The 19,299-nt window shown below is 72.5% G+C and carries 15 protein-coding genes and 1 tRNA gene; 11 read left to right on the top strand and 5 right to left on the bottom strand.

The genetic code is table 11. The features are described 5' to 3' along the window. Positions 1–290: 290 nt before the first annotated feature. The 7 genes from ACIA8F_RS38530 (at position 291) to ACIA8F_RS38500 (ending at position 7,246) form a co-directional block, all read left to right on the top strand. A complete protein-coding gene (locus ACIA8F_RS38530; protein WP_399385709.1) occupies positions 291–2,006 on the top strand; it encodes a PucR family transcriptional regulator in 1,716 nt (571 codons plus the stop codon). Between the two features lie 23 nt (positions 2,007–2,029). Beyond that, on the top strand, positions 2,030–2,758 hold the full coding sequence (locus ACIA8F_RS38525; RefSeq protein ID WP_399385708.1) for a tyrosine-protein phosphatase: 729 nt from the start codon (positions 2,030–2,032) through the stop codon (positions 2,756–2,758). Positions 2,759–3,127: 369 nt separating this feature from the next. Next, positions 3,128–3,739, top strand: coding sequence for a hypothetical protein (locus ACIA8F_RS38520; protein WP_399385707.1), 612 nt, complete (start codon positions 3,128–3,130; stop codon positions 3,737–3,739). Positions 3,740–3,847: 108 nt separating this feature from the next. Further along, positions 3,848–4,654, top strand: a complete 807-nt coding sequence (locus ACIA8F_RS38515) for a hypothetical protein (RefSeq protein ID WP_399385706.1) — start codon at positions 3,848–3,850, stop codon at positions 4,652–4,654. A gap of 2 nt (positions 4,655–4,656) precedes the next feature. Next, a complete protein-coding gene (locus ACIA8F_RS38510) occupies positions 4,657–5,862 on the top strand; it encodes an MAB_1171c family putative transporter (protein ID WP_399385705.1) in 1,206 nt (401 codons plus the stop codon). A gap of 40 nt (positions 5,863–5,902) precedes the next feature. Then, positions 5,903–7,084 (top strand): MAB_1171c family putative transporter, encoded by a 1,182-nt coding sequence (locus ACIA8F_RS38505; RefSeq protein ID WP_399385704.1) that lies wholly within the window; start codon positions 5,903–5,905, stop codon positions 7,082–7,084. Positions 7,085–7,173: 89 nt separating this feature from the next. Next, positions 7,174–7,246, top strand: a tRNA-Arg gene (locus ACIA8F_RS38500). 125 nt (positions 7,247–7,371) lie between these two features. Here ACIA8F_RS38500 and ACIA8F_RS38495 read toward each other — a convergent pair. The 4 genes from ACIA8F_RS38495 to ACIA8F_RS38480 form a co-directional block, all read right to left on the bottom strand. After that, positions 7,372–7,989 (bottom strand): sortase domain-bontaining protein, encoded by a 618-nt coding sequence (locus ACIA8F_RS38495; RefSeq protein ID WP_399385703.1) that lies wholly within the window; start codon positions 7,987–7,989, stop codon positions 7,372–7,374. Between the two features lie 238 nt (positions 7,990–8,227). Next, positions 8,228–8,437, bottom strand: a complete 210-nt coding sequence (locus ACIA8F_RS38490; RefSeq protein WP_399385702.1) for a hypothetical protein — start codon at positions 8,435–8,437, stop codon at positions 8,228–8,230. Positions 8,438–8,591: 154 nt separating this feature from the next. Continuing rightward, complete coding sequence (locus tag ACIA8F_RS38485; RefSeq protein ID WP_399385710.1) at positions 8,592–10,631, bottom strand: MFS transporter; 2,040 nt, start codon at positions 10,629–10,631, stop codon at positions 8,592–8,594. Then, on the bottom strand, positions 10,628–12,352 hold the full coding sequence (locus tag ACIA8F_RS38480) for a serine hydrolase (RefSeq protein WP_399385701.1): 1,725 nt from the start codon (positions 12,350–12,352) through the stop codon (positions 10,628–10,630). Before ACIA8F_RS38480 ends, ACIA8F_RS38485 begins: the two co-directional genes overlap by 4 nt. Before the next feature lie 1,813 nt (positions 12,353–14,165). On the opposite strand from ACIA8F_RS38480, the gene ACIA8F_RS38475 reads away from it, so the two are divergent. The 3 genes from ACIA8F_RS38475 (at position 14,166) to ACIA8F_RS38465 (ending at position 16,468) form a co-directional block, all read left to right on the top strand. Further along, positions 14,166–14,900 carry a GPP34 family phosphoprotein gene (locus ACIA8F_RS38475; RefSeq protein WP_250742596.1) on the top strand — a complete coding sequence of 245 codons (735 nt, stop codon included), beginning with the start codon at positions 14,166–14,168 and terminating at the stop codon, positions 14,898–14,900. A 289-nt stretch (positions 14,901–15,189) separates the two neighbouring features. Next, positions 15,190–16,074 carry a helix-turn-helix domain-containing protein gene (locus ACIA8F_RS38470; protein ID WP_399385700.1) on the top strand — a complete coding sequence of 295 codons (885 nt, stop codon included), beginning with the start codon at positions 15,190–15,192 and terminating at the stop codon, positions 16,072–16,074. A gap of 184 nt (positions 16,075–16,258) precedes the next feature. After that, entirely contained in the window at positions 16,259–16,468 is a 210-nt protein-coding gene (locus tag ACIA8F_RS38465) for a DUF397 domain-containing protein (protein ID WP_267760097.1), read from the top strand. Between the two features lie 200 nt (positions 16,469–16,668). Here ACIA8F_RS38465 and ACIA8F_RS38460 read toward each other — a convergent pair whose 3' ends face one another. Beyond that, positions 16,669–17,523 (bottom strand): hypothetical protein, encoded by an 855-nt coding sequence (locus ACIA8F_RS38460; RefSeq protein WP_399385699.1) that lies wholly within the window; start codon positions 17,521–17,523, stop codon positions 16,669–16,671. A gap of 127 nt (positions 17,524–17,650) precedes the next feature. On the opposite strand from ACIA8F_RS38460, the gene ACIA8F_RS38455 reads away from it, so the two are divergent. Next, positions 17,651–18,877, top strand: a complete 1,227-nt coding sequence (locus tag ACIA8F_RS38455) for a PLP-dependent aminotransferase family protein (RefSeq protein WP_399385698.1) — start codon at positions 17,651–17,653, stop codon at positions 18,875–18,877. The last annotated feature ends 422 nt before the right edge of the window (positions 18,878–19,299 follow it).

Genomic DNA, 19,299 nt, shown 5'->3' with positions numbered 1-19,299 from the left:
GCGCGCGGGCCCCCCCCCCCCGCCCCGCCCCCCCCCCCCCCGCCCCGCCCCGGCCCCCCCCCGCCCCGCCCCCCCCCCCGCCCCCCGGCGGGGGGGGGGGGGGGGGGGGGGGGCCGCCCCCCCCCCCCCCCCCCCCCCCCCCCACGGCCCGGCCGGCACCGATCCCATGAACCGAGGTGCTCGGACTCACCCCGATTTCCGTTGAATTACCCCACCGTAAAGGTCTGACCTGCGGTTCAGTGGGGAACCTTCGCAATCGGGATCCCGACTGCACATGGCAGGGTGGGGTCATGAGGCTCCGTGATCTGCTGTCGTCCGATGAGGCCCACGCGCCTGCGGACCCGTGTCTGCTGCGCCTGTTGCGCCTGCCCGGCGGCGAGCGGGACCTCGACCGGCCCGTCCTCGGAACGGTGACGATCGACCTGCCCGACCCCGGGCGCTTCGTGTCCCCGGGGGACCTGGTGCTGTCCGGACTGGCCTGGCACCGCAAGGACGAGGGCACCGAACGGGCCGACGCGTTCGTCCGCGTGCTCGTGGAGGCGGGGGCCGTGGCGCTGGGCGCGGGCGAGGCGCAGTTCGGCCACGTCCCCGACGATCTGGTGGAGGCCTGCGCCCGGTACGGGCTGCCGCTGCTCGCGGTGGGGGTGGAGGTGCCGTTCGCCTCGGTCACCGAGTACGTGGCGCGCGGCCGGACCGGGGAACGGATCGGCGGTCTCGCCGCGCTCGTGGACCGGCACCGGCGCTTCGGCACCGGGCGGCAGGCCGGGGCGGGGGCCGAAGCCCTCCTCGAACTGCTGCTGGCCGAGCTGGACCTGCACGCGCACATCCTCTCCCCGACCGGCCGGCAGATCGCGGGCGCGCGGCCGCCGCTGCCGGAGAAGACGGCCTCGGCGCTGGCCGGGCGGTTCCTGGCCGCCGAACGGGCGGGCGAGCGGGCCCCGCACCGTACGGTCGCGCGCGGGACGGCCTTCTCCCTGTTCCCGGTCCGTTCCGGGGCCGGGGAGGGGGACCGCGCTCCCGGTGCGGCGCTGACGGACTGGCTGATCGCCGTCGAGGCGGACACCGCGGACTGGAACGGCGAACGCGTCGACCTGCTGGGCCGGCTCGCGCGGCTGGTCGCGGTGGAGCGCGGCGGCCGCGACACCGACCGCACGATGCGGCGGCGCGCCGCCGAACGACTGCTGGCGCTGGTCGGTTCGGCCACTGCCGCGGAGGGCGGGCAGGCGCTCTTCGAGGAAGAGGAGGCGGCGGCCGCCCGGCTCACGGCCGGGACCGGGCGGGAGCCCGGGGACGGCGGCCCGCGGGGCCCGCTGCGCTGGCAGGCCGTCTCGGCCCGGCTGGAGGTGCGGGACGGGCCCGGGTTCCCCGGGGCGGCGGCCGTACGGGACCTGCTGGAGGAGGTCCTGCTGCATCCGCGGTGCCTGGGGCCGGACGCCGGACCGCGGATGGCCGTCACGGCGGCCGGGGACGGGGCGGAGGTCGTCGCCTTCGTGCTCGTCGGCGCGGACGCGCCGCTGACCCCGGAGGCGGTCGTCCGGGTCGCCGGCGGCTCGCTGCCGCGCGGGCTGCGGGCCGGGGAGCGGCTGGCCTTCGGGGTCAGCGACGCGGTGGGCGGGCCCGCGGAGCTGCGGCACGCGCTCGCGCAGGCCCGTAACGCCCGGCAGGTCGCGGCCCCTTCGGAACCGGTCGCCGCCTGCGGGCCGGACGATCTCGCCGCGCACGTCATGGCGCTGCTGCCGCTGATCCCGGCCGAGGTCCGGCGGGAGTTCAGCCGCCGGCTGCTGGCCCCGCTGACGGACTACGACCGGCGCTACCGCTCCGACCTGGTGCCCACCCTGCGGTCCTTCCTGGAACACGACGGGTCCTGGGCGCGTTGCGGGGAGGCACTGCACCTGCACGTGAACTCGCTGCGCTACCGGATCAGCCGCATCGAGGCACTGACGGGCCGCAACCTGAGCCGGCTGGAGGACAAGATGGACTTCGCCGCGGCCCTGCGGATGGACTGAGCCGACACCGAGGGGGATCCCGCATGACCCGCCACATCGAGTTCGAGCGACTGCACAACTTCCGCGATCTGGGGGGCTATCGCACGGAGGACGGCTCCGCCGTCGCGTGGGGCGCCCTCTACCGCGCGGACTCGCTCGGCAAGCTCGCGGGAGCGGACTGGGACCGGTTCCTGGACCTCGGCGTGCGGACCGTCATCGACCTGCGCTACCCCTGGGAGATCGAGGCGAAGGGGCGGATACCGGAGCCCGAGCGGTTCACGTACGCCAACCTCAGCATCGAGCACCGGCCTTACGACCAGGCCGAGATCGACCCGGACACCGACCCGTGGCGGTTCCTCGCGGACCGGTTCGCCGAGGTCGCCGAGGACGGGGTGGCGGAGATCCGCGCCGCGGTCGAACTGCTCGCCGAGGGCCCGGGCCCGGCGGTCTTCCACTGCACCTCGGGCAAGGACCGAACCGGGCTGATCGCCGCGCTCGTCCTGACCCTCCTCGGCGTGGACGAGGAGCAGATCCTCGCGGACTTCGCCCTCACCGAGCTGGCCACGACCCGGCTGACGGCCGACTGGCACACCGCCAACCCGGGCCGCACCATGCGCTGGCCCTCGTACGGCCGCGCCCCCGCGGAGATCCTGCGCCTGACCCTGACCGACCTCGCCACCCGCCACGGCTCGGTCCACGCCTACCTCGCGGGCCCGGTCGGCATCACCCCGGCCACCACGGCCCGCCTACGGGACCGCTTCCTGACCCGGTGACTCCGGCGGGGCCGCGGTCCCGTCGGCGCACGCCCACCGGCCGGACCCGCACCGCTCGGACGCGCACCGGCCGGGCGCTCACCCGGTGCACGCCCCGGAGCCCAAGGCCCGGCAGCCCAAGGCCCGGCAGCCCGTGGGCTCGTACGGCGTGGCGAAGAAGATCACCGCCCTCCTCGAAGGGACCGCCGAGCACGAGCGCCCCTGACGACACCGGGTCACGGACTGCCGGCACCGGGTCGGGAGCAGGGGCGACGGCGGTGAAACGATCATTTCATTGCGGATCCGACCGTTCCGTGATCTAGTGGCGCGCGCGGAGGGTGCGGGCTCGCCTTGACCACGGGTTCCCCTTCCGGCCGACGGGGAGGGTCCATGAACCACGGGTACGAGCACCTCGCGCGGACCGTGAGGGAAGTCGAGGAGCTCCAGACGGAGTCGGGGCTCGACCGGGCATCGGTCTTCAACCTGCGCGACCTCTCCTTCCACACCTCCCTCCCGGAGGCCGACATCCGGCGGCTGCTCGACGGCGAGCCCGTCGAACCGCCCTGCAGCGCGGCGGCCGAGCTGGCCCGGCGCATCGCGTTCCTCAGGGAAACGCGGCTGACCGTGGACGAGCAGACCGGCGGCAGGCGCCCGTACACGACCGCCGAGATCGCCGCCGGGAGCGGGATGACCCCGCAATGGCACGGCAAGCTGCTCAACCACAGCACGCCCAACATCTGGCACGGTGCCGGCCTCGCCAAGTTCTTCGGCGTCCCCATGGAGTTCTTCACGCAGACTCCGCCGGAGGCCGTACAGCGGGTCCTGGACCGCACGGTGATCCCGAAACTCACGGCGTTCCTCGGGAACCCCCCGGAGATCCTGCGCAATCGCCACGCCATGCAGGTCCAACTGCGCCTGGGCAACAAAGAGCTGTCCCCGCACCTGGAGACGGCACTGATGGCCTTCCTGGACGCCATCGCACGAGAAGACGCCGGATCCTGAGATCCGGTCCGGACGCAGGGAACGTCCTGACCTTCAGCCGCAGCAAGCCACAGGGCGGGCCGCGGCTACACCGCCCGTCGGAGGGGAACGCACAGTGGGGGCACACGGATGAACGAGGGGCAGACGGCCGGCTTTCGCCGGAGGGCGCTCGGGGTCCTCGGCAGGCTGCCGTCCCGTCGGTTCCTGCTCGCCGCACCGAGGACCCATCTGGCACGGCGGGCCGCCTCGCGGAAGATCACGAAGTTCTGCGACACCGTCTTCACGGGCCTCGACCGGCCGATCCCCTCGGATCCGGACAGCCTGTTCGCGGTGCTCCGGACCGACGTGGAACGGCGCCTCAACGAGAACCGCGGCGAGCGCCCGTTCCGTCCGGTCCTCCTGTACTTCCGGGAGTTCCCGGAGGGCACGGCCAGCGGCCTCACGGCGCGCTTCGACGACCGCATCGTCATCGTCGTCGAACGCCAGACGACCACGCTCCACCAGTTCGTGATCTTCGCGCACGAGATGTGGCACGCGCTGATGGGCGAGTGCCTGACCCACGGGGGCCATGGGCCGGACGGAGCTCATGGGCCGGACGGCGCTCATGGGTCCAATGGCTCCAATGGCTCCAATGGGTCCAACGGGTCCAATGCGTCCCACGGGTCCAATGGGTCCCGTAGCGGCGCGGCCGCGGCGGACGCGGCCGCGGCGGCCGCCCGGTCGCTCGGCGGTGAACTGGCGGGCGAGGACCTCGTCTCCCTGGCCGCGCGGAGCCACGTGGACACTCAGGAAGAAAGCGACGCGGAGGAGTTCGGACTACAGATGGGAACCCGGCTGCGCGATTGCCTGAAGGACAACGGCGCCAACGGCACCGCGGCGACCAGCGGCTTGGCGGACCGGCTCCAGTCGAGCATGGGCAGAGGCAGAGGCTACTGAACATGACCGGACCGGACTACTACATCCCCGCCGGGGTCCTGGCGATCGCCCTGGCGGTGAAGTCGCCCTCGTTCTGGCGCAGTTGGCGCTCGCCTATGTCCAAGTCGATCTTCGTGATCCTCGCGGCCTCGGCAGCGGGTTTCGTGTTCGGTGCGCCGCCGACGATCGAGCGGGTCAACCGGCTCACCGGCGTAGCGAACATCTCGGCGCTCCTCGTCTACTGCATCCTGCTGTGCGTGTCCTGCGGCTCGATCGTGCTCCTCATCCACTGGCGCGGCGGGCCCGAAGACATCCTCCGCAGACACACCAGGACGTGGATCGCGGCGACCGCCGTCGTGATCGTGGTCTTCTGCGTCCTCTTCCGCCTCAGCACCGTGCCCATCGAGCATCAGCGCGACTTCGACACCTTCTACGCGAACACCCCCTTCGTGCGGGAGATGGTCGTGCTCTACCTGACCGCGCACCTCGGGTCGGCCGCCGTGGTGGTGACGAAGTGCTGGCGGTGGGCCCGCGAGCTCCGGGACCTCCAGGCGGCCTGGACCCACTGGGGCCTGCTCGTCCTCGTGGCCGGCTTCGGCATCGGCATGTCGTTCGCGCTGCTCAAACTCCTGGCCATCGGCGCCCGGTGGGCCGGTACGGACCGCTGGGACTCGCTCAGCACCGACGTCGCCCCGCCCCTCGCCGGCCTGGGCGCCGGCCTGACGACGATCGGCTTCCTGCTGCCGGTCGTCGGACCCCGGCTGGGGTCGATGTGGGTGTCCTGGCGGGCCTACCGGGCGATGGAGCCGCTGTGGCGTGCGCTCCAGCCGTTCGCGGGCACCGGGAAGCCCCTGCGGATCGGGCCCACGTCCTCGCCGGAGTTCCGGGCGATGGCCCGCTCCACCGACATCTCCGACCGACTGCTCAACCTGGCCCCCCACCTGGACGGCAGCCACCACGAGGCGGCCAAGCAGTACGCCGCCGCGCAGGGCTGCGAGCCGGAAGCCGCCCTCATCTTCGCCGAGGCGGCCACCATCCACGCCGCCCTCGCCCTCGCGGAGGCCTCCGACAGGGCGGAGCCGCGGCAGCTGCCGCCCGCCTCGGGGCCGGGCCCGGCGCTCCCCACCCTCGTCTCGGGAACCAACGGTCTCGCCCGGCTGAGCATCCAGTTCTCCAAGATCCACCGCTCCTCCGTCCCCGTGGGCACCGCCCGCGCGGACGGCAGCTGATCGTGGGCGCTCCCCCTCGCGCGGGCCGCGGGAGCCGCCGGTGAGCCCGGGAGTCGCCTACCTGTGCACGGCCGCAGGCTTCCTCGTCGCGACCGCGATCAAGCTCTGGGCCCTGCGGAAGAACCCCCGCGACCCGCTGCTCAGGGCCGTCACCGCGACCCTCTTCGTCGGCGCGCTCCTGTTCGTCACCGCCGCTCCCCCGAACCTCGCGGTCATCAACGACACCTTCGGCGTACCGAACATCGCGGCCCCGATCGCGTACTGCCTCGTGGCCGCCTTCGACGGGATCAGCATCGTGCTGCTGATCCACTGGCGGGGAGACGCCGACGCCCGCGCCATCCTGCGCCGGACCCGGCTGTGCCTGACCGCCTACGCCGCGGTGATGGCGGCCATCTGCGTCCTGTTCGCACTGGGCGACGCCCCGGTCGAGCGGCTCCGCGACCTGGACACCTACTACGCCTGCACGCCCTGGATCCGGGAGATGATCCTTCTCTACCTGGTCGCGCACAACGTCGCGGCCGCCACCCTGGTGATCTTCTGCCTGCGCTGGTCGAGACAGGTCCCCGGCGCCCTCAAGGCCGGCCTGCTCCTGATCACCACGGGCGCGGTGTGCACCCTCGGCTACGACCTCCTGAAGTACACCGCGATCGTCGCCCGCTGGCTCGGCCACGACTGGGACACCCTGAGCACCGACGCGGCCTTCGCCCTCGCCGGTCTCGGCGCCTTCCTCGTCTGCTCCGGCTTCCTGCTCCCGCCCCTCGGCCAACGCGCCGGCTCCCTGTACCGCGCCCTGCACCGCTTCCGCCTCCTGCACCCCCTCTGGCTGGAGATCCGCCCCGAGATCCCCGCCACCAGTCCCCCGCCGATGCCGTGGTGGCGCCCCGTGGAACGCCGCCTCATGCAGCGCGAAACGGACATCTTCGACGCCGTCCTGCGCCTGACCCCGTGGTTCGACCACGCCACCGGCAAGCACACCTACGCCCTCGCCCTGGCCGACCACTCCGAGATCCGCCGGGCCCGCACCGAAGCCGACGCCTCCGTCCTGGCCCGCGCGGTCATCCAGAAGCGCCGCGCCCTGCCCGCCCTCACCCCGGAACACCGCTGGACCGTCAGCTCCACCGAAGACCCCGACAACCTGGCCGCCCTCTCCACGGCCATGCTCCACTCCCCCCGAGTCCACGAAACCCGCCACACCACAACCCACCCCGACCCCACGGCATGACCCCCCGAGAATCCATGCACCCACTCCCACCCCGATCCGCTACGCTGTTCAACGGTCAGCGGGCCCCCACCAGGCCTCCCGACACCCCCGCCTTCGTAGCTCAGGGGATAGAGCACCGCTCTCCTAAAGCGGGTGTCGCAGGTTCGAATCCTGCCGAGGGCACAATCCCGAAGGCCCCCAGTCGATCGCGACTGGGGGCCTTTGCGATGGGCCGACGTCGTCGTGCCCGTCGCGCTGTGCGAGATCGGCTGCGAGGCCCTGTCTGGTTTGTGGTTCGTCTGGTGGGGTCAGGGTGCCAGGTCGGCGTAGAGGATCACGTTGTTGGTGCGGTGGCCGTTCTTGATTTCGCCGCCGCAGGTGAGGAGGCGTAGTTCGGGGCGGTTGGTTTCGGCGTAGACCTTGTCGGTGGGGAAGTTCTTCTTCGCCACGTCCTCGATCTCGCGGATCGTGAACCTGGCCGTCCTTCCGTCCTCGCGCGGTACCTCGATCAGGTCGCCGAGCTTGATCTTCTTGACGTTCTTCATCACCGCGGGCCCGTACTTCGTGTCGAAGTGCGCCACGAGTACGGCGGCCCCCTTCTCGCCCGGGGTCACGCCCTGGGTCCACCAGCCCGGGTTGTCCGCGTCGGTGTCCGCGTTCGGTACGCCGAGCTCGCCCGTCGCCGGGTCCACGGCGAGGTCGACCATCTGCCGGGCGTCCACGCCGGCCGCGCTGATCTTCATGCCCGTCGGCCTCGCTCCCGGGAGGGCGGGGGCCGCCGCGCCCGAGGGGGTGGGGGCCGCCGTGCTGCGCACCTGGGGATCCGCCGGCAGCCCGGCCCCGCCGCGGCCGCACGCGGCGAGGGTGCCGCAGGCCGTGATGGTGGCGAGCGCCGCGACGGCGGCGATACGGACGGTGGTGCGCATGGGGGTGTGTCCCTCGGGTCGGTGTCGCCTGCGGTGGTGACGGGCTCGACGTTACGAGGGCCGTGTCCAGGTCCTGCGTCGGCGAGGTAACAGCCGGCCGGACACCGTCCCGCGAAGCTGTTAAGGGCGGGGCAGAGAGGGGAGAGGGAAGAGGCAGCGGGCAGTCGAAAGCCCTTCCGGGCGGGGCCGGAAGGGCTTATCACGACGCTACGAGGCGGGCCCGGCTCGGGCCCCTGCCTCAGCTGAGGCCTCTGCTGCGCTCGCCGATGCGGTCGCCCTGCGGGGTCCCGGCCCGCTTGAGTTCCGCCTTCGTGTGCGCTCCGCCCTTGATCTTGCTCCGGACCGGACCGGAGAAGCCGTGCGCGGCCTGCACGGTGCGCGGCAGGCCGGTCGCTTCCGCGGCCTTCGCGACAGCCGCCTGGAAGTCCTGCTTCTGCTCTTTGCTCATCCCGTCGTCACTCCCTAAAAAGACTCGGGGCACCCAATCGGACTACTGGGATCGTATGCATATAAAGGGCTCAACGCACCCGGACCGGACGTAAAGAATGGTGGATCAAGGAGGGTGGATCGAGGAGGGTGGATCGAGGAGGGGGGAGGGGCCGTCACTGGCGCGGTGGGGCCGGGCGCTGTGGTGGTCCGAGCACCTCGTAGAGCAGATCCTCCGGGCAGGGGGTGCCCCGCGGGAGCTGGTACTTCGCGGCGATCCGGTACTCCCCCGGCGCCGGGGCCAGCAGCTCCGTCCACTCGTCGCCGGTGCCGTCGGAGGGTGCCTTGAACAGGCATCCGGCGGTGTTCGCGTAGACCTTGGGCGCGGCGACCTCGCCCTTCGGGGTCTCCTTGCCCGCGGCCTTCGAGGCCTCCGTCTCCTGCGGCGGCTCCACCGCCTTGCCGGCGCCGTCGACCAGGCCCAGCCACGGGGAGTGCGGGATCCGCACCAGTACCCGGCCGGCCTGCTTCACGTCGATGACCAGCTGGTCGGCGCTGGCCCGCACCACCGTCGCGGGGCCGGCGACCAGGTTCGTGGGGTCGGTGACCTTGAAGAGCTGCCAGTTCGCGTCGCCCCAGATCTGCTGGAGGTACGGCAGTCCCTCACGGACCAGCTTCGCCTCGTCCCGGCCGCCCTCGTCGGGTTTGTCGGCGGGCAGCACCACGTAGTGCACGGCCCAGCGGTCGAGCCACTCGCGGTAGGTGGAGGAGGTCAGGGTGTCGTCGTAGAAGACCGGGTTGCGCTCCAGGTCGGCCTGCCGGTTCCAGCCGCGGGCGAGGTTCACGTACGCGGGGAAGGCGGAGGACTCGCGGTGGCTGCTGGCCGGGACCACCTCGACGCGGCCCCGGTCGGCGCCCGCCTTCTGGAGCTGGTCCACCAGCGGGGCCAGTTCCCGGCTCCAGGAGGCCAGCGGGGTGGTGCGGACGATGTCGGTGATGCTGTTGACGGTGATCCAGGCGGTGACTCCGGTCAGCGCGAGGAGCAGCCCGTACCAGCGGCGCGTGCGCGGGGCCTCGTACGGGAGGGCGGCGAGCAGCACGACCCCGCCGAACAGCATGGCCAGCCGGGTCACGTTCGAGCCGACCTGGGAGTCGATCGCCCAGGTCAGCGCCACCCCGAGGGCGTAGATCGCGGAGGCGGTCCGGACGGACTTCCAGCTCTTCGGTACGAGGAACAGCGCGGCCAGCGCGCACGCGAACGGCAGCGCCGCCGAGATCAGCTTGATCGGCTGGGTCCCCGAGAAGGGGAACAGCCAGGAGGACAGCCCGACCACCGCGGCCGGGGCCAGGCCCAGCGCGTACGCACCGGGGCGCCGGCCGTTCAGGAACAGCGCGGCCGCGATCACCCCGAGGAAGAGTCCGGCGACCGGGCTGGAGGCGGTGGCGACCGCCGCGAGCGGGGCCGCCACGGCGGCCTTCGCCCAGCGCCGCTCGGCCCATTTGCGGGGCCAGCAGAAGACGGCGGCCACGGCCCCGAGCGCGAACATCACGCCGAGCCCGAAGGTGACGCGGCCCGACACCGCGTTGCACAGCAGCCCGTACACCCCGGCCAGCGCGGGCCACAGCGGCTCGCGGACGGCTCCCCGGCAGCGGGTCAGGATCATCGCGAGCAGCCCGGCCGAGACCGTACCGGCGATCATCATCGTGGTGCGGACACCGAGCACGTGCATCACGTAGGGCGAGACCACGCTGTACGAGACCGGGTGCATGCCGCCGTACCAGGCGAGGTTGTACGCCGAGTCGGGATGGCGGCCCACGAACTCCGCCCAGGCGTCCTGCGCGGCGAGGTCGCCGCCGCTGTTGGCGACGGCGAAGAACCAGATCAGGTGCAGCAGCCCGGCCAGCACGGTGGCCACGGCCACGGGGTGCCGGCGCGCCCGGCCGAGGGCACGGCCGACGGGGCCCGGGCCCGCCTGCGGGCTCGGAGCTGGGTCCCGGGGCGGAACCCCGCCCCGGCCATGGGCCTGCTCCCGGCCCTCTTCCTGCCGCTCAGCGGTGGTCACGCCGACGTACTCCCCACTCCGGTCCTCGGGTGCGTCCCTCGGGTGCGTCCCTCGGGTACGTCCCTCGGTTCGTAGACGCGGCCCGGCGCCCCGGGGTTGCCCCGGGGCGCCCGACCCGCTCCGCGCTCGTGCGCGGCAGCCGGCGTGCCTCAGCCGACGCGCGTCAGCTTCTTGCCGATGCCGGGTGCCACGAGGTCGCTCTGCAGCGCCACCGGCACCTTCACCTGGCTGGCGCCCTCGCCGACGGTCAGCATGCCGATCTCCGAGCCCGCCTTGGCGGTCTGCGGGAGCTGGGTGGCTCCGTCAGCCAGCTTGACGGCGATGGTGAGGCTCGGCCAGCCGACCGCCTCCACGTCGGCGGTGGCCACGACCGGGACCCGGGTGCCGAGCCCGTCGTCCACGTAGCCGACGACGGAACCCTTCTTGACGACGGGCGCGGCCGTGAGCATCTTCTGCGTGGCCAGCATGATGTTCTTGCTCGCCCCGATCGCGGTGCCGAGGATCGGCACGCCGTGCTGGCCGAGGACGGCTCCGACGATCAGCTGGTTGGTCTTGCCGACCTTCTTCTCGGCGGCGAAGAGCAGGTTGCCGCCGGCCTTGGTGGTGGAGCCGGTCTTGATACCGAGCGAGCCGTTGAACGGAACCAGGTCGTTATAGTTGCGCCAGTCCTTGCCCGTGGGGTCGGTCCACTTCGGCTTCTTGGTGATCGCGATCAGCTCCGGCATCTCGACGATCTTGAGGCCGAGCTTGACCTGGTCCTCGGCGGTGCTGACCGTGGTCGCGTCCAGACCCGAGGGGTCCGTGTACGTGGTGTTGGTCATGCCGAGTTCCTTGGCGGTGTCGTTCATCTTCTTGACGAACGCCTCCTGGCCGCCGTCCCAGCGCGCGAGCAGCCGCGCGACGTTGTTGGCGGACGGGATCATGATCGCGTTGAGGGCGTCCTCCTGGGAGATCGTGCCGCCCTCCTTCAGGTTGTTGACCGTGGACTCGCCCTCGGTCTCCTTCTTGCCGTCCTCGACCGCCGCCTTGTCGACGGGGATCATCTGGCCCTTCTCCCCCTTCTTCATGGGGAAGTCCTTGAGGACGACGTAGGCGGTCATGGCCTTGGCGACACTGCCGATCGCCACGGGCTTCTGCTCGCCGAAGGTCCCGACGGGACCGAGGCCGGCCGCGGCCATGTAGGCCTGGCCCTCCTTCGGCCAGGGCAGGGCCGGGGCCCCGCCCTCGAAGGTGTACGAGGCGTTCGCGGTCATCTTCAGCGTCGGCTTGGGCAGCGGACGCACGAGCTGCACGACGGCGAGGATCACCGCGAGGAGCACCAGGACGGGCGCGTAGATCTTGAACCGCCGCACCGTGGTCCGGACCGCGCTCGGCGGGGGGGGCGGGTTGTTGGTGAGGTCCGCCAGCATGTCGAGCGGCGGCTTGGGCGGCAGCGGCTGCTGCGTGGTGCGCTCCGGGGACTCCCGGTTCGGGGACTCCCGGTTCACGGGGGTCCGCACGCCGGGGTCGACGGGAGCCCGCAGCGGAGCCGGAGCCGCGGGCGTGGCCGCGGCCCGCGGAGCACCGGGGGCGGGGGGCGCGCCGGGCGCGCCCGTGGCGGGCCGCACGGGCACGTCGTCGCTCCGCAGCGGTACGAAGGTGCTCGCCCGCTCCCCGCCGACGGCACTCGGGGGCACGGACCGGCCGGTGCCCTGCCCGGGGGCGGCGGGGGTGGCGGGCTTGGCGGTGGGCTGCCCGGCGGAGCCGGGGGCGGTGGGGGCGGCGGGGTTCGCGGTGCCGGGCTTGAAGGCCCGGAACACGGCCGTCCGCTCGCTGTCGGCGGGCTCGTCGTCGGCCGGAGCGGCCGGAGCCGGCGGCTTCACCGCCCGGAACACGGCGGTCCGCTCACTGTCCTCCGGCGCACCACCCTGACCGGAACCGGCCCCGGATCCGGGCTTGACCGCCCGGAACACCGCAGTCCGCTCACTGTCGACGGCCCCACCGGAGCCGGAGCCGCCCGGAGCCCCGGAGGGACTCCGGACACCCTGCGCAGCCGGAGCGCCGGGGGCACCCGAGGAGGCCTCGGCGTCCGAAGAGGCCGGGCCACGAGAGGCCGCCTGGCTACCCGGCCCAGCCGGGGCGCCCTGGGCGTCGGCCGCCGGCCGGGGGCCCGGCGAAGCCGGGGCGCCCTGGGCGCCGGCGGCCGGTCGGGGGCCCACGGAAGCCGGGGCTCCCGGGGAGGCCTGGCCGCCCTGCGTAGCCGTGGCTCCCGGGGCGCCGACGGACGGCCGGGTGCCCGGAGCACCCGGGGCGTCCGTGGACGGATCGGTGGACGAAGGTGCGGCCGTGTCGGGGGCCGGCCGGTCAGCCTGCGTGCCCGGGGTGTCCGAAGGGGTCCGGGAGCCCGGGGCGGTCGTCGTGCGGAAGGAGGCCGTGCGCTCGCCCTCGGCCGGTCCACTGGGGGCGGGCACCTCGGCCGGTGCCGAAGCGGAATCCGCCGGACGACCGCTGGCGGCCGGCGGGGTGACCGTACGGAACACCGCGGTGCGCTCGCTCTCGACCGACCCGGCGCCGGACGCGGGCTCGCGGGCCGCGTCGGAGTCAGCAGAGGGGGCAGGAGAGGAGGCAGAACCGGAACCCGTGGGCAAGCCCGTACGGAACGACGCCGTGCGCTCGCTCCCGCCCCGTACTGCCTCGGAGGCGGTCTCACCGGAGGCGCGGTCCGCCCGGTCGGCGGCAGAACCGGAACCCGAAGGCAGACCCGTACGGTCGCTCCCGACCGGCCCCGCGGCACCTGCAGGCTCGCCTGAAGCGGAACCCACGCCCCGGCCGGCCTCGGCCGACGGCTTCGCCGCGCCGGAGGCGGGCGTACGGTCGCCGCCCGCGGGCGCGGCCGAGTCGTCGGACACAGAAGCGGAACCGGCACCGGACGTGGAAGTGGATGCAGATCCGGATGTGGAGGCAGTAGACGTGGACCCGTCGGCATCCGCCGAAGGTGCCGCGCTCGCGCCGCCGGCGGAGGCGGCTGCGGGCCGGGCGTCCGAGCCATCCGCACGCTCGGAAGCGGAAGCGGAATCCGCGGAATCGGCAGCCGGGCGGGTCACGGGGGTACGGAACACCGCGGTGCGCTCGCTCTCGACCGGCCCGGCAGCGTTCCCGCCGCTCCCGGAGCCCGTCCCCGTCCCCGTCCCGGACCCGGAAGCAGAATCCGAAGCCGAAGATGCCGGATCCACATCCGCATCCGAACCCTCACCCGCACCCGCACCGGCGGCAGCCGCCTCCGCGGGCAGGGCTTCGAAGACCTCGGTCCGCGCACCCGGCGCGGCCGGCGCGTCGGACGGTTCGTCCTCCGCCGTGGCCACCCACGCGGCCACCGCCTCGCGCAGCGGATCACGCTCCGCGGACCCGTCCTCCGAGTCCCTCGGGCGCAGCAGCGATGCCCTCGGGTCACGCCCCTCGGACGACTCCGCCGTCCCCGACGTTCCTTCATCAACCGACTTGTCGGGGGACTCGCCCGCCACCAGTTCCTCCTCGATCGCTTTCGCGTCCGGCTGTCCGAATGTCTAACAGTGTCCCGTCTAGGGGGCATCGCCCCCGTGCTAGACGAGAACGACATAGCTGACGGTTCCCCCACAAAGCGGTCAGGCACTCTCGACAGATGAATGTGAGAGGCGTCACCCTGTCACTCATCCACGCGGGGAGGCATGGATGGGCAAGAGCCGCAGAACGATTCCGGAGGAGCTTTTGCTGCTCGCCTTGGACCCGGCCACGGGTACCACGGCGCAGCCGCAGTCGCTCGACCTCGGCCTGGCCGGGGCACAGCTAGTGGAGCTGGCTCTGGCAGGACGGATAGCCCCTGATGGGGATCGTATCGCCGTGGTGATGCCACGGCCGACAGGAGATCCGACTCTGGACTCCGCACTGGAACTGCTGCGCAGGCGCGGCAGCCCGGTTCGGGCGGTCCACTGGATCGGCGGACCCCGACTGGGGCTCCGTCAGATTTACCTCGCTCACCTGGAGCGCTGCGGCATGGTTCATGCCGTCGCGGGCCAGATGTGCGGGGTGCTGCCGACGACTCGCTACCAAGCGACCGACACAGCGATCAGCCGGGAGATCCGAGGCCGGCTGGACAGTGCGATCCGCACCGGCGTACCGCCGGACCCGCGGACCGCGGCGCTTGCCGCACTGGCCCACGCGGTCGGGCTCGGCAAGCACCTGTACCCCGGCAACGAGGGGCGGTCGTCCAGGTCCCGGCTGCGGGACCTGATCCGGCACGACCCGATGGGCGGACTGGTGGCACACGCCGTCATGGACGTCCAGAACGGTGTGGCCGCACAGCCGCGCCGCGACCGGGCACCGGCCCAGCCCGCCAGGGCAACGGCGGCAGCCGTTCCGCTGCAGCCGCGCCGGACCGGTGCGATGGCCCGCGCGGCCGCGCACTGATCCACCGGCAGGACACGTAAGACAGGCAAGGCACGTAACACGGGCAAGACAGGCAGCACAGGCAGGACCAGCACGGCACGCAGGGCAAGCAAGGCATGCAGGACAGCAGCAGTCGCAACCGCCTACGCGCGGGGCGACGGAGCCGGTACGCCGGCCCCGTCGGCCCGCGCGTTTGCTTTTCCCGGCCGTTCCCCAGCGAGGTCACGTGCTTCGGTGGCAGTCTGCTCACCAGCAGACACAGAGAGACAGCGAAGAGACAGCAACAGAAGAAGGCGGAGGTGCCGTTCACGTGGCGTCCAATGTCAATCCCACCGTCCGACGCCGCCGACTGGGCATGGAGTTGCGCAAACTGCGCGAGGACAAAGGCATGACGGCCGAGCAGGTCGCGGAACGTCTGCTCGTCTCCCAGTCGAAGATCAGCCGGCTGGAGAACGGCCGCCGTTCCATCAGCCAGCGCGACGTCCGCGATCTGTGCGACGTCTACGAGGTCGAAGACCGGCGGCTCGTCGACTCCCTCATGCAGATGGCCAAGGATTCCCGTCAGCAGGGCTGGTGGCACGCCTTCGGAGACATCCCGTACAGCGTCTACATCGGCCTGGAGACGGACGCCGCCAGCCTGCGCACCTACGAGCCCCTGGTCATCCCGGGGCTGCTCCAGACCCCGGAGTACGCCCAGTCGCTCGTCCGCGGCGCGTGGCCGGAGACGGCTCCGGTCGACGTGGAGAAGCGGGTCCAGGTCCGGATGCACCGCCAGAAGCGGCTCCACGAGACCGAGAACAGCAATCCCGAGATCGGCCCGCTGCGCCTGTGGGCGGTCATCGACGAGGCCGCCCTGCGGCGGTACGTGGGCGATGCGCAGCTCATGATCCGGCAGCTGGAGTTCCTGATAGAGCAGTCGGAGAAGCCGCACGTCACGGTCCAGGTGATGCCCTTCTCGGTGGGCGCCCACCCGGGCGTCAACGGCCAGTACGCCATTCTGGAATTCCCCGACGCCTCGGACTCCACGGTCGTCTACATCGAGGGCGTGACGAGCGACCTGTATCTGGAGAAAGCGAATGACGTCCAGAAATACAGCGTGATGTACGAACATCTGCGTGCACAGGCCCACAATGTGGACCAGACGAGGCAGTTCATCGCGCAGATCATCGAGGACTTCGCGGGCAAGGAGAAATGAGGTCCGGAGAAAAGGCCCGTACGGTACACCGTCCCTCCCCGGTGGCAGAAGACCTGAATGGAATATGCCACTCGGTCGGGTGAACGACCTCTTCGCGCAACGGGCGCTGCCGGTAGCGTCGATCACGTCAGCCGGAGCAATGGCCGACACGACACCGGAACCACTCGCTGAACCGGAGAGAAACATGGCTATTCGTCAAGGCGCAACGGAAAACTGGACCAAGTCCTCGTACTCCGCCAACGGCGCCTGCGTCGAGGTCAAGTCCCCCGTCATGGAATCGATCGCCGTCCGCGACTCGAAGGTGCAGGACGGCCCGTCCCTCACCTTCGCGCCCGGCTCCTGGACCTCCTTCGTCGCCGATGTGACCGAGGGCCGGCTGGGACGCCTCGTCTGAGCATCGAGGCGATCCCCGCAGCCCGTACGGCCTGCACCACATGCACCACCTGCACCACTGAGGGAGCCCTCTCGACCGGCCCGCCGTCGCCTGCCGAGGGGGCTCGGCCGTGTCCGGGGGCCGGACCGCCCCAGCCGGACCGCCCCAGCCGGTCGACCTCAGCCGGCCAACCTCACCCGGTCGACCTCAGCCCGCCCACCTCATCCGGTCGACCTCAGCTGGTCGACGTAACGGTCAGTCCCCGGCACGGTCGGGATGAAGGGCGCCACCAGCTCCACCCGCCCCAGCCCCGACTCCGCGACCTCCGCGTCCAGCCCCTGGAACCGGTCCCAGCAGGTGCGCGGGTCGGCCTCCAGGAACCACAGCAGGGTCAGGCGGGTGTCGACCCCCTCCACCTGCTTGACGTACGTCATCCGGTCCCCGGGCAGCGGCGTCGGCCGGAAGACGGTGACCATCGCGGCCGGTGAGCCGGCCAGCCGCTTCGGCAGGGCGCGCGAGCGCAGCCACTCCAGCAGCTCGGCCCGCTGCTCCGGGCCCTCCGCGTCGACGACCTGCACCACGAGACCCCCGTAGGGGTGGTCGAGGGCGTGGAAGTCGCGGGGGCCGGCGGCGCCGTCCCGGTAGACGGTGGCCTCGTGGTCCTGGAACGCGGTGAAGACGTGGGTGCGGTCCTGGTAGACCCGGCCGTCTCGGTTGAGGCGCTTGTTGATGCCGACGGTCCACTTCATGTGCTCGTCGTAGCGGCCTTCGGTGACCCAGTACGTGGAGATGTAGCACCCGGCGGTGACCGGCTGGGCCACGGCCGACTTCTCCGGGTAGCGCAGTTCCTGGAGCTCGCGGGTGGCGACCCAGCGGCGGCCGGCGAACATCCAGGGCATGGCCATGGCACCGGCGTAGTAGTGGTCGTCCTCGTACCAGCGGTTGTACGCGAACTCGTGGCCCGGGTGCGGCTCGACCATGGTGATCAGCGCGTGGCCGGGGTGGACTCCGTAGGGGCCGACCGAGGCGAGCTCGGCGTAGTCGTCGGCCCGGGTGTTCCGCTCGTCTGCTGTCATGAAGACGGTCTAGCTGATGCAACGTCAGATAGGTATCCCCTGGTGGACGTTCAGCATCCGATACATAGGTGCCATCTACACCTTCTCGCGGCTACGATGCGCGCACCCGCCTCCCGAAGGAGCCCCCGTGCCCGCCTCAGCGCCCGCCTCCACGCCCGCAGCCGCAGTCGGCGCCGCACCCGCCACCACCCCGCCGCCGGCCTTCGCCGCCCGCATCCTCACGACCGCCCCCTCCGCCGTGCGCGAGATCCTCGCCGTCACCGCCCAGCCCGGCATGATCTCCTTCGCCGGCGGCCTGCCCGCGCCCGAGCTCTTCGACACCGAGGGCCTGCGGGCCGCCTACGACTCCGCCTTCGCGCGGTCCGCCCGCCGCGCCCTCCAGTACTCGACCACCGAAGGCTCCCCCGAGCTCCGCGCGGCCGTGGCCGCCCGGCTCGGCAAGCAGGGCCTGCCCACCACCGCCGACGACCTGCTGATCACCACCGGATCGCAGCAAGGGCTCGGCGTGCTCACCACCGCGCTGATCGAGCCGGGCGACGCGGTGCTCGTCGAGAACCCGACCTACCTGGCGGCCCTCCAGGGATTCCGGCTGGCCGGCGCCCGGGTGATCCCCGTGCCGTGCGACGACGAGGGCATCCTCCCCGACGCACTGGCCGAACTCGTCGCCCGCGAACGCCCCAAGCTGCTCTACACGATCCCCACCTTCCAGAACCCGACCGGCCGCACCCTCCCCGACGGCCGCCGCGCCGAGATCGCGGCGGTCGCCGCCCGGCTCGGCCTGTGGCTGCTGGAGGACGACCCGTACGGGGACCTCCGCTACGAGGGCCGCGAACTGCCCCGGCTCGCCGCCTACCCCGGGGCGGAGGACCGCACCGCGCTCCTCGGCAGCTTCTCCAAGATCATGGCCCCCGGACTCCGGCTCGGCTGGCTGCGCGCGCCGGCCGGGCTGCTGCGGGGGGCGGTGCTCGCGAAGCAGGCGGCGGACCTGCACACCTCGACGGTGGACCAGCTGGCGGCGGCGGAGTACCTCGCGGTGGCGGATCTCGACGCGCACGTGGCCCGTGTCCGCGACGCGTACCGGGTCCGGCGCGATGCGCTGCTCCGCGGCCTGGGCGGGGCGCTGCCGCCGGGCTCCACGTGGAACCGTCCCGAGGGCGGGATGTTCGTCTGGGCCCGCCTGCCCGAGGGCCACGACGCGACGGCCCTCCTCCGCGCGGCCACCTCCCGGGGCGTCGCCTTCGTCCCCGGAGCCCCCTTCTTCGCGGAGGCCCCGGACCCCCGCACCCTGCGGCTCTCCTTCACGACACACACCCCCACCGAGATCCACCAGGGCCTGACCCGCCTGGCCCCCTAGGGGCGTCCGCCCCCATCCCCCGCTGCACGGGCCGACCCTGCGGGGCGAAGTCCCCTACCCGCCCTTCCACCGTTCCCCGGGCCAGCCCGGACCCCGGTCCTCAAACGCCGGCCGGGCTGAAAGCGGGCTACCGGGCTGCGCCCGGCCCCCCTGGGGCTCCGCCCCAGACCCCGCGCCTCAAACGCCGGCGAGGCTGAATTTGGCGCAGCCCCATCACGAACCGGGAAACCAGGCTGCGCCCAAACCCCCGGGGCTCCGCCCCGGACCCCGCGCCTCAAACGCCGGCGGGGCTGAATTTGGCGCAGCCCGACCGAAAACGAGGAACCAGGCTGCGCCCGGACCCCCTGGGGCTCCGCCCCGGACCCCGGTCCTCAAACGCCGGACGGCTGAAAGACCCGGGGTCGGTGGCTGCGGACGGCAGG

The sequence above is a fragment of the Streptomyces sp. NPDC051563 genome, from assembly GCF_044454225.1.
GTDB lineage: Bacteria > Actinomycetota > Actinomycetes > Streptomycetales > Streptomycetaceae > Streptomyces.
This window is presented reverse-complemented; position numbering and strand designations above follow the sequence as displayed.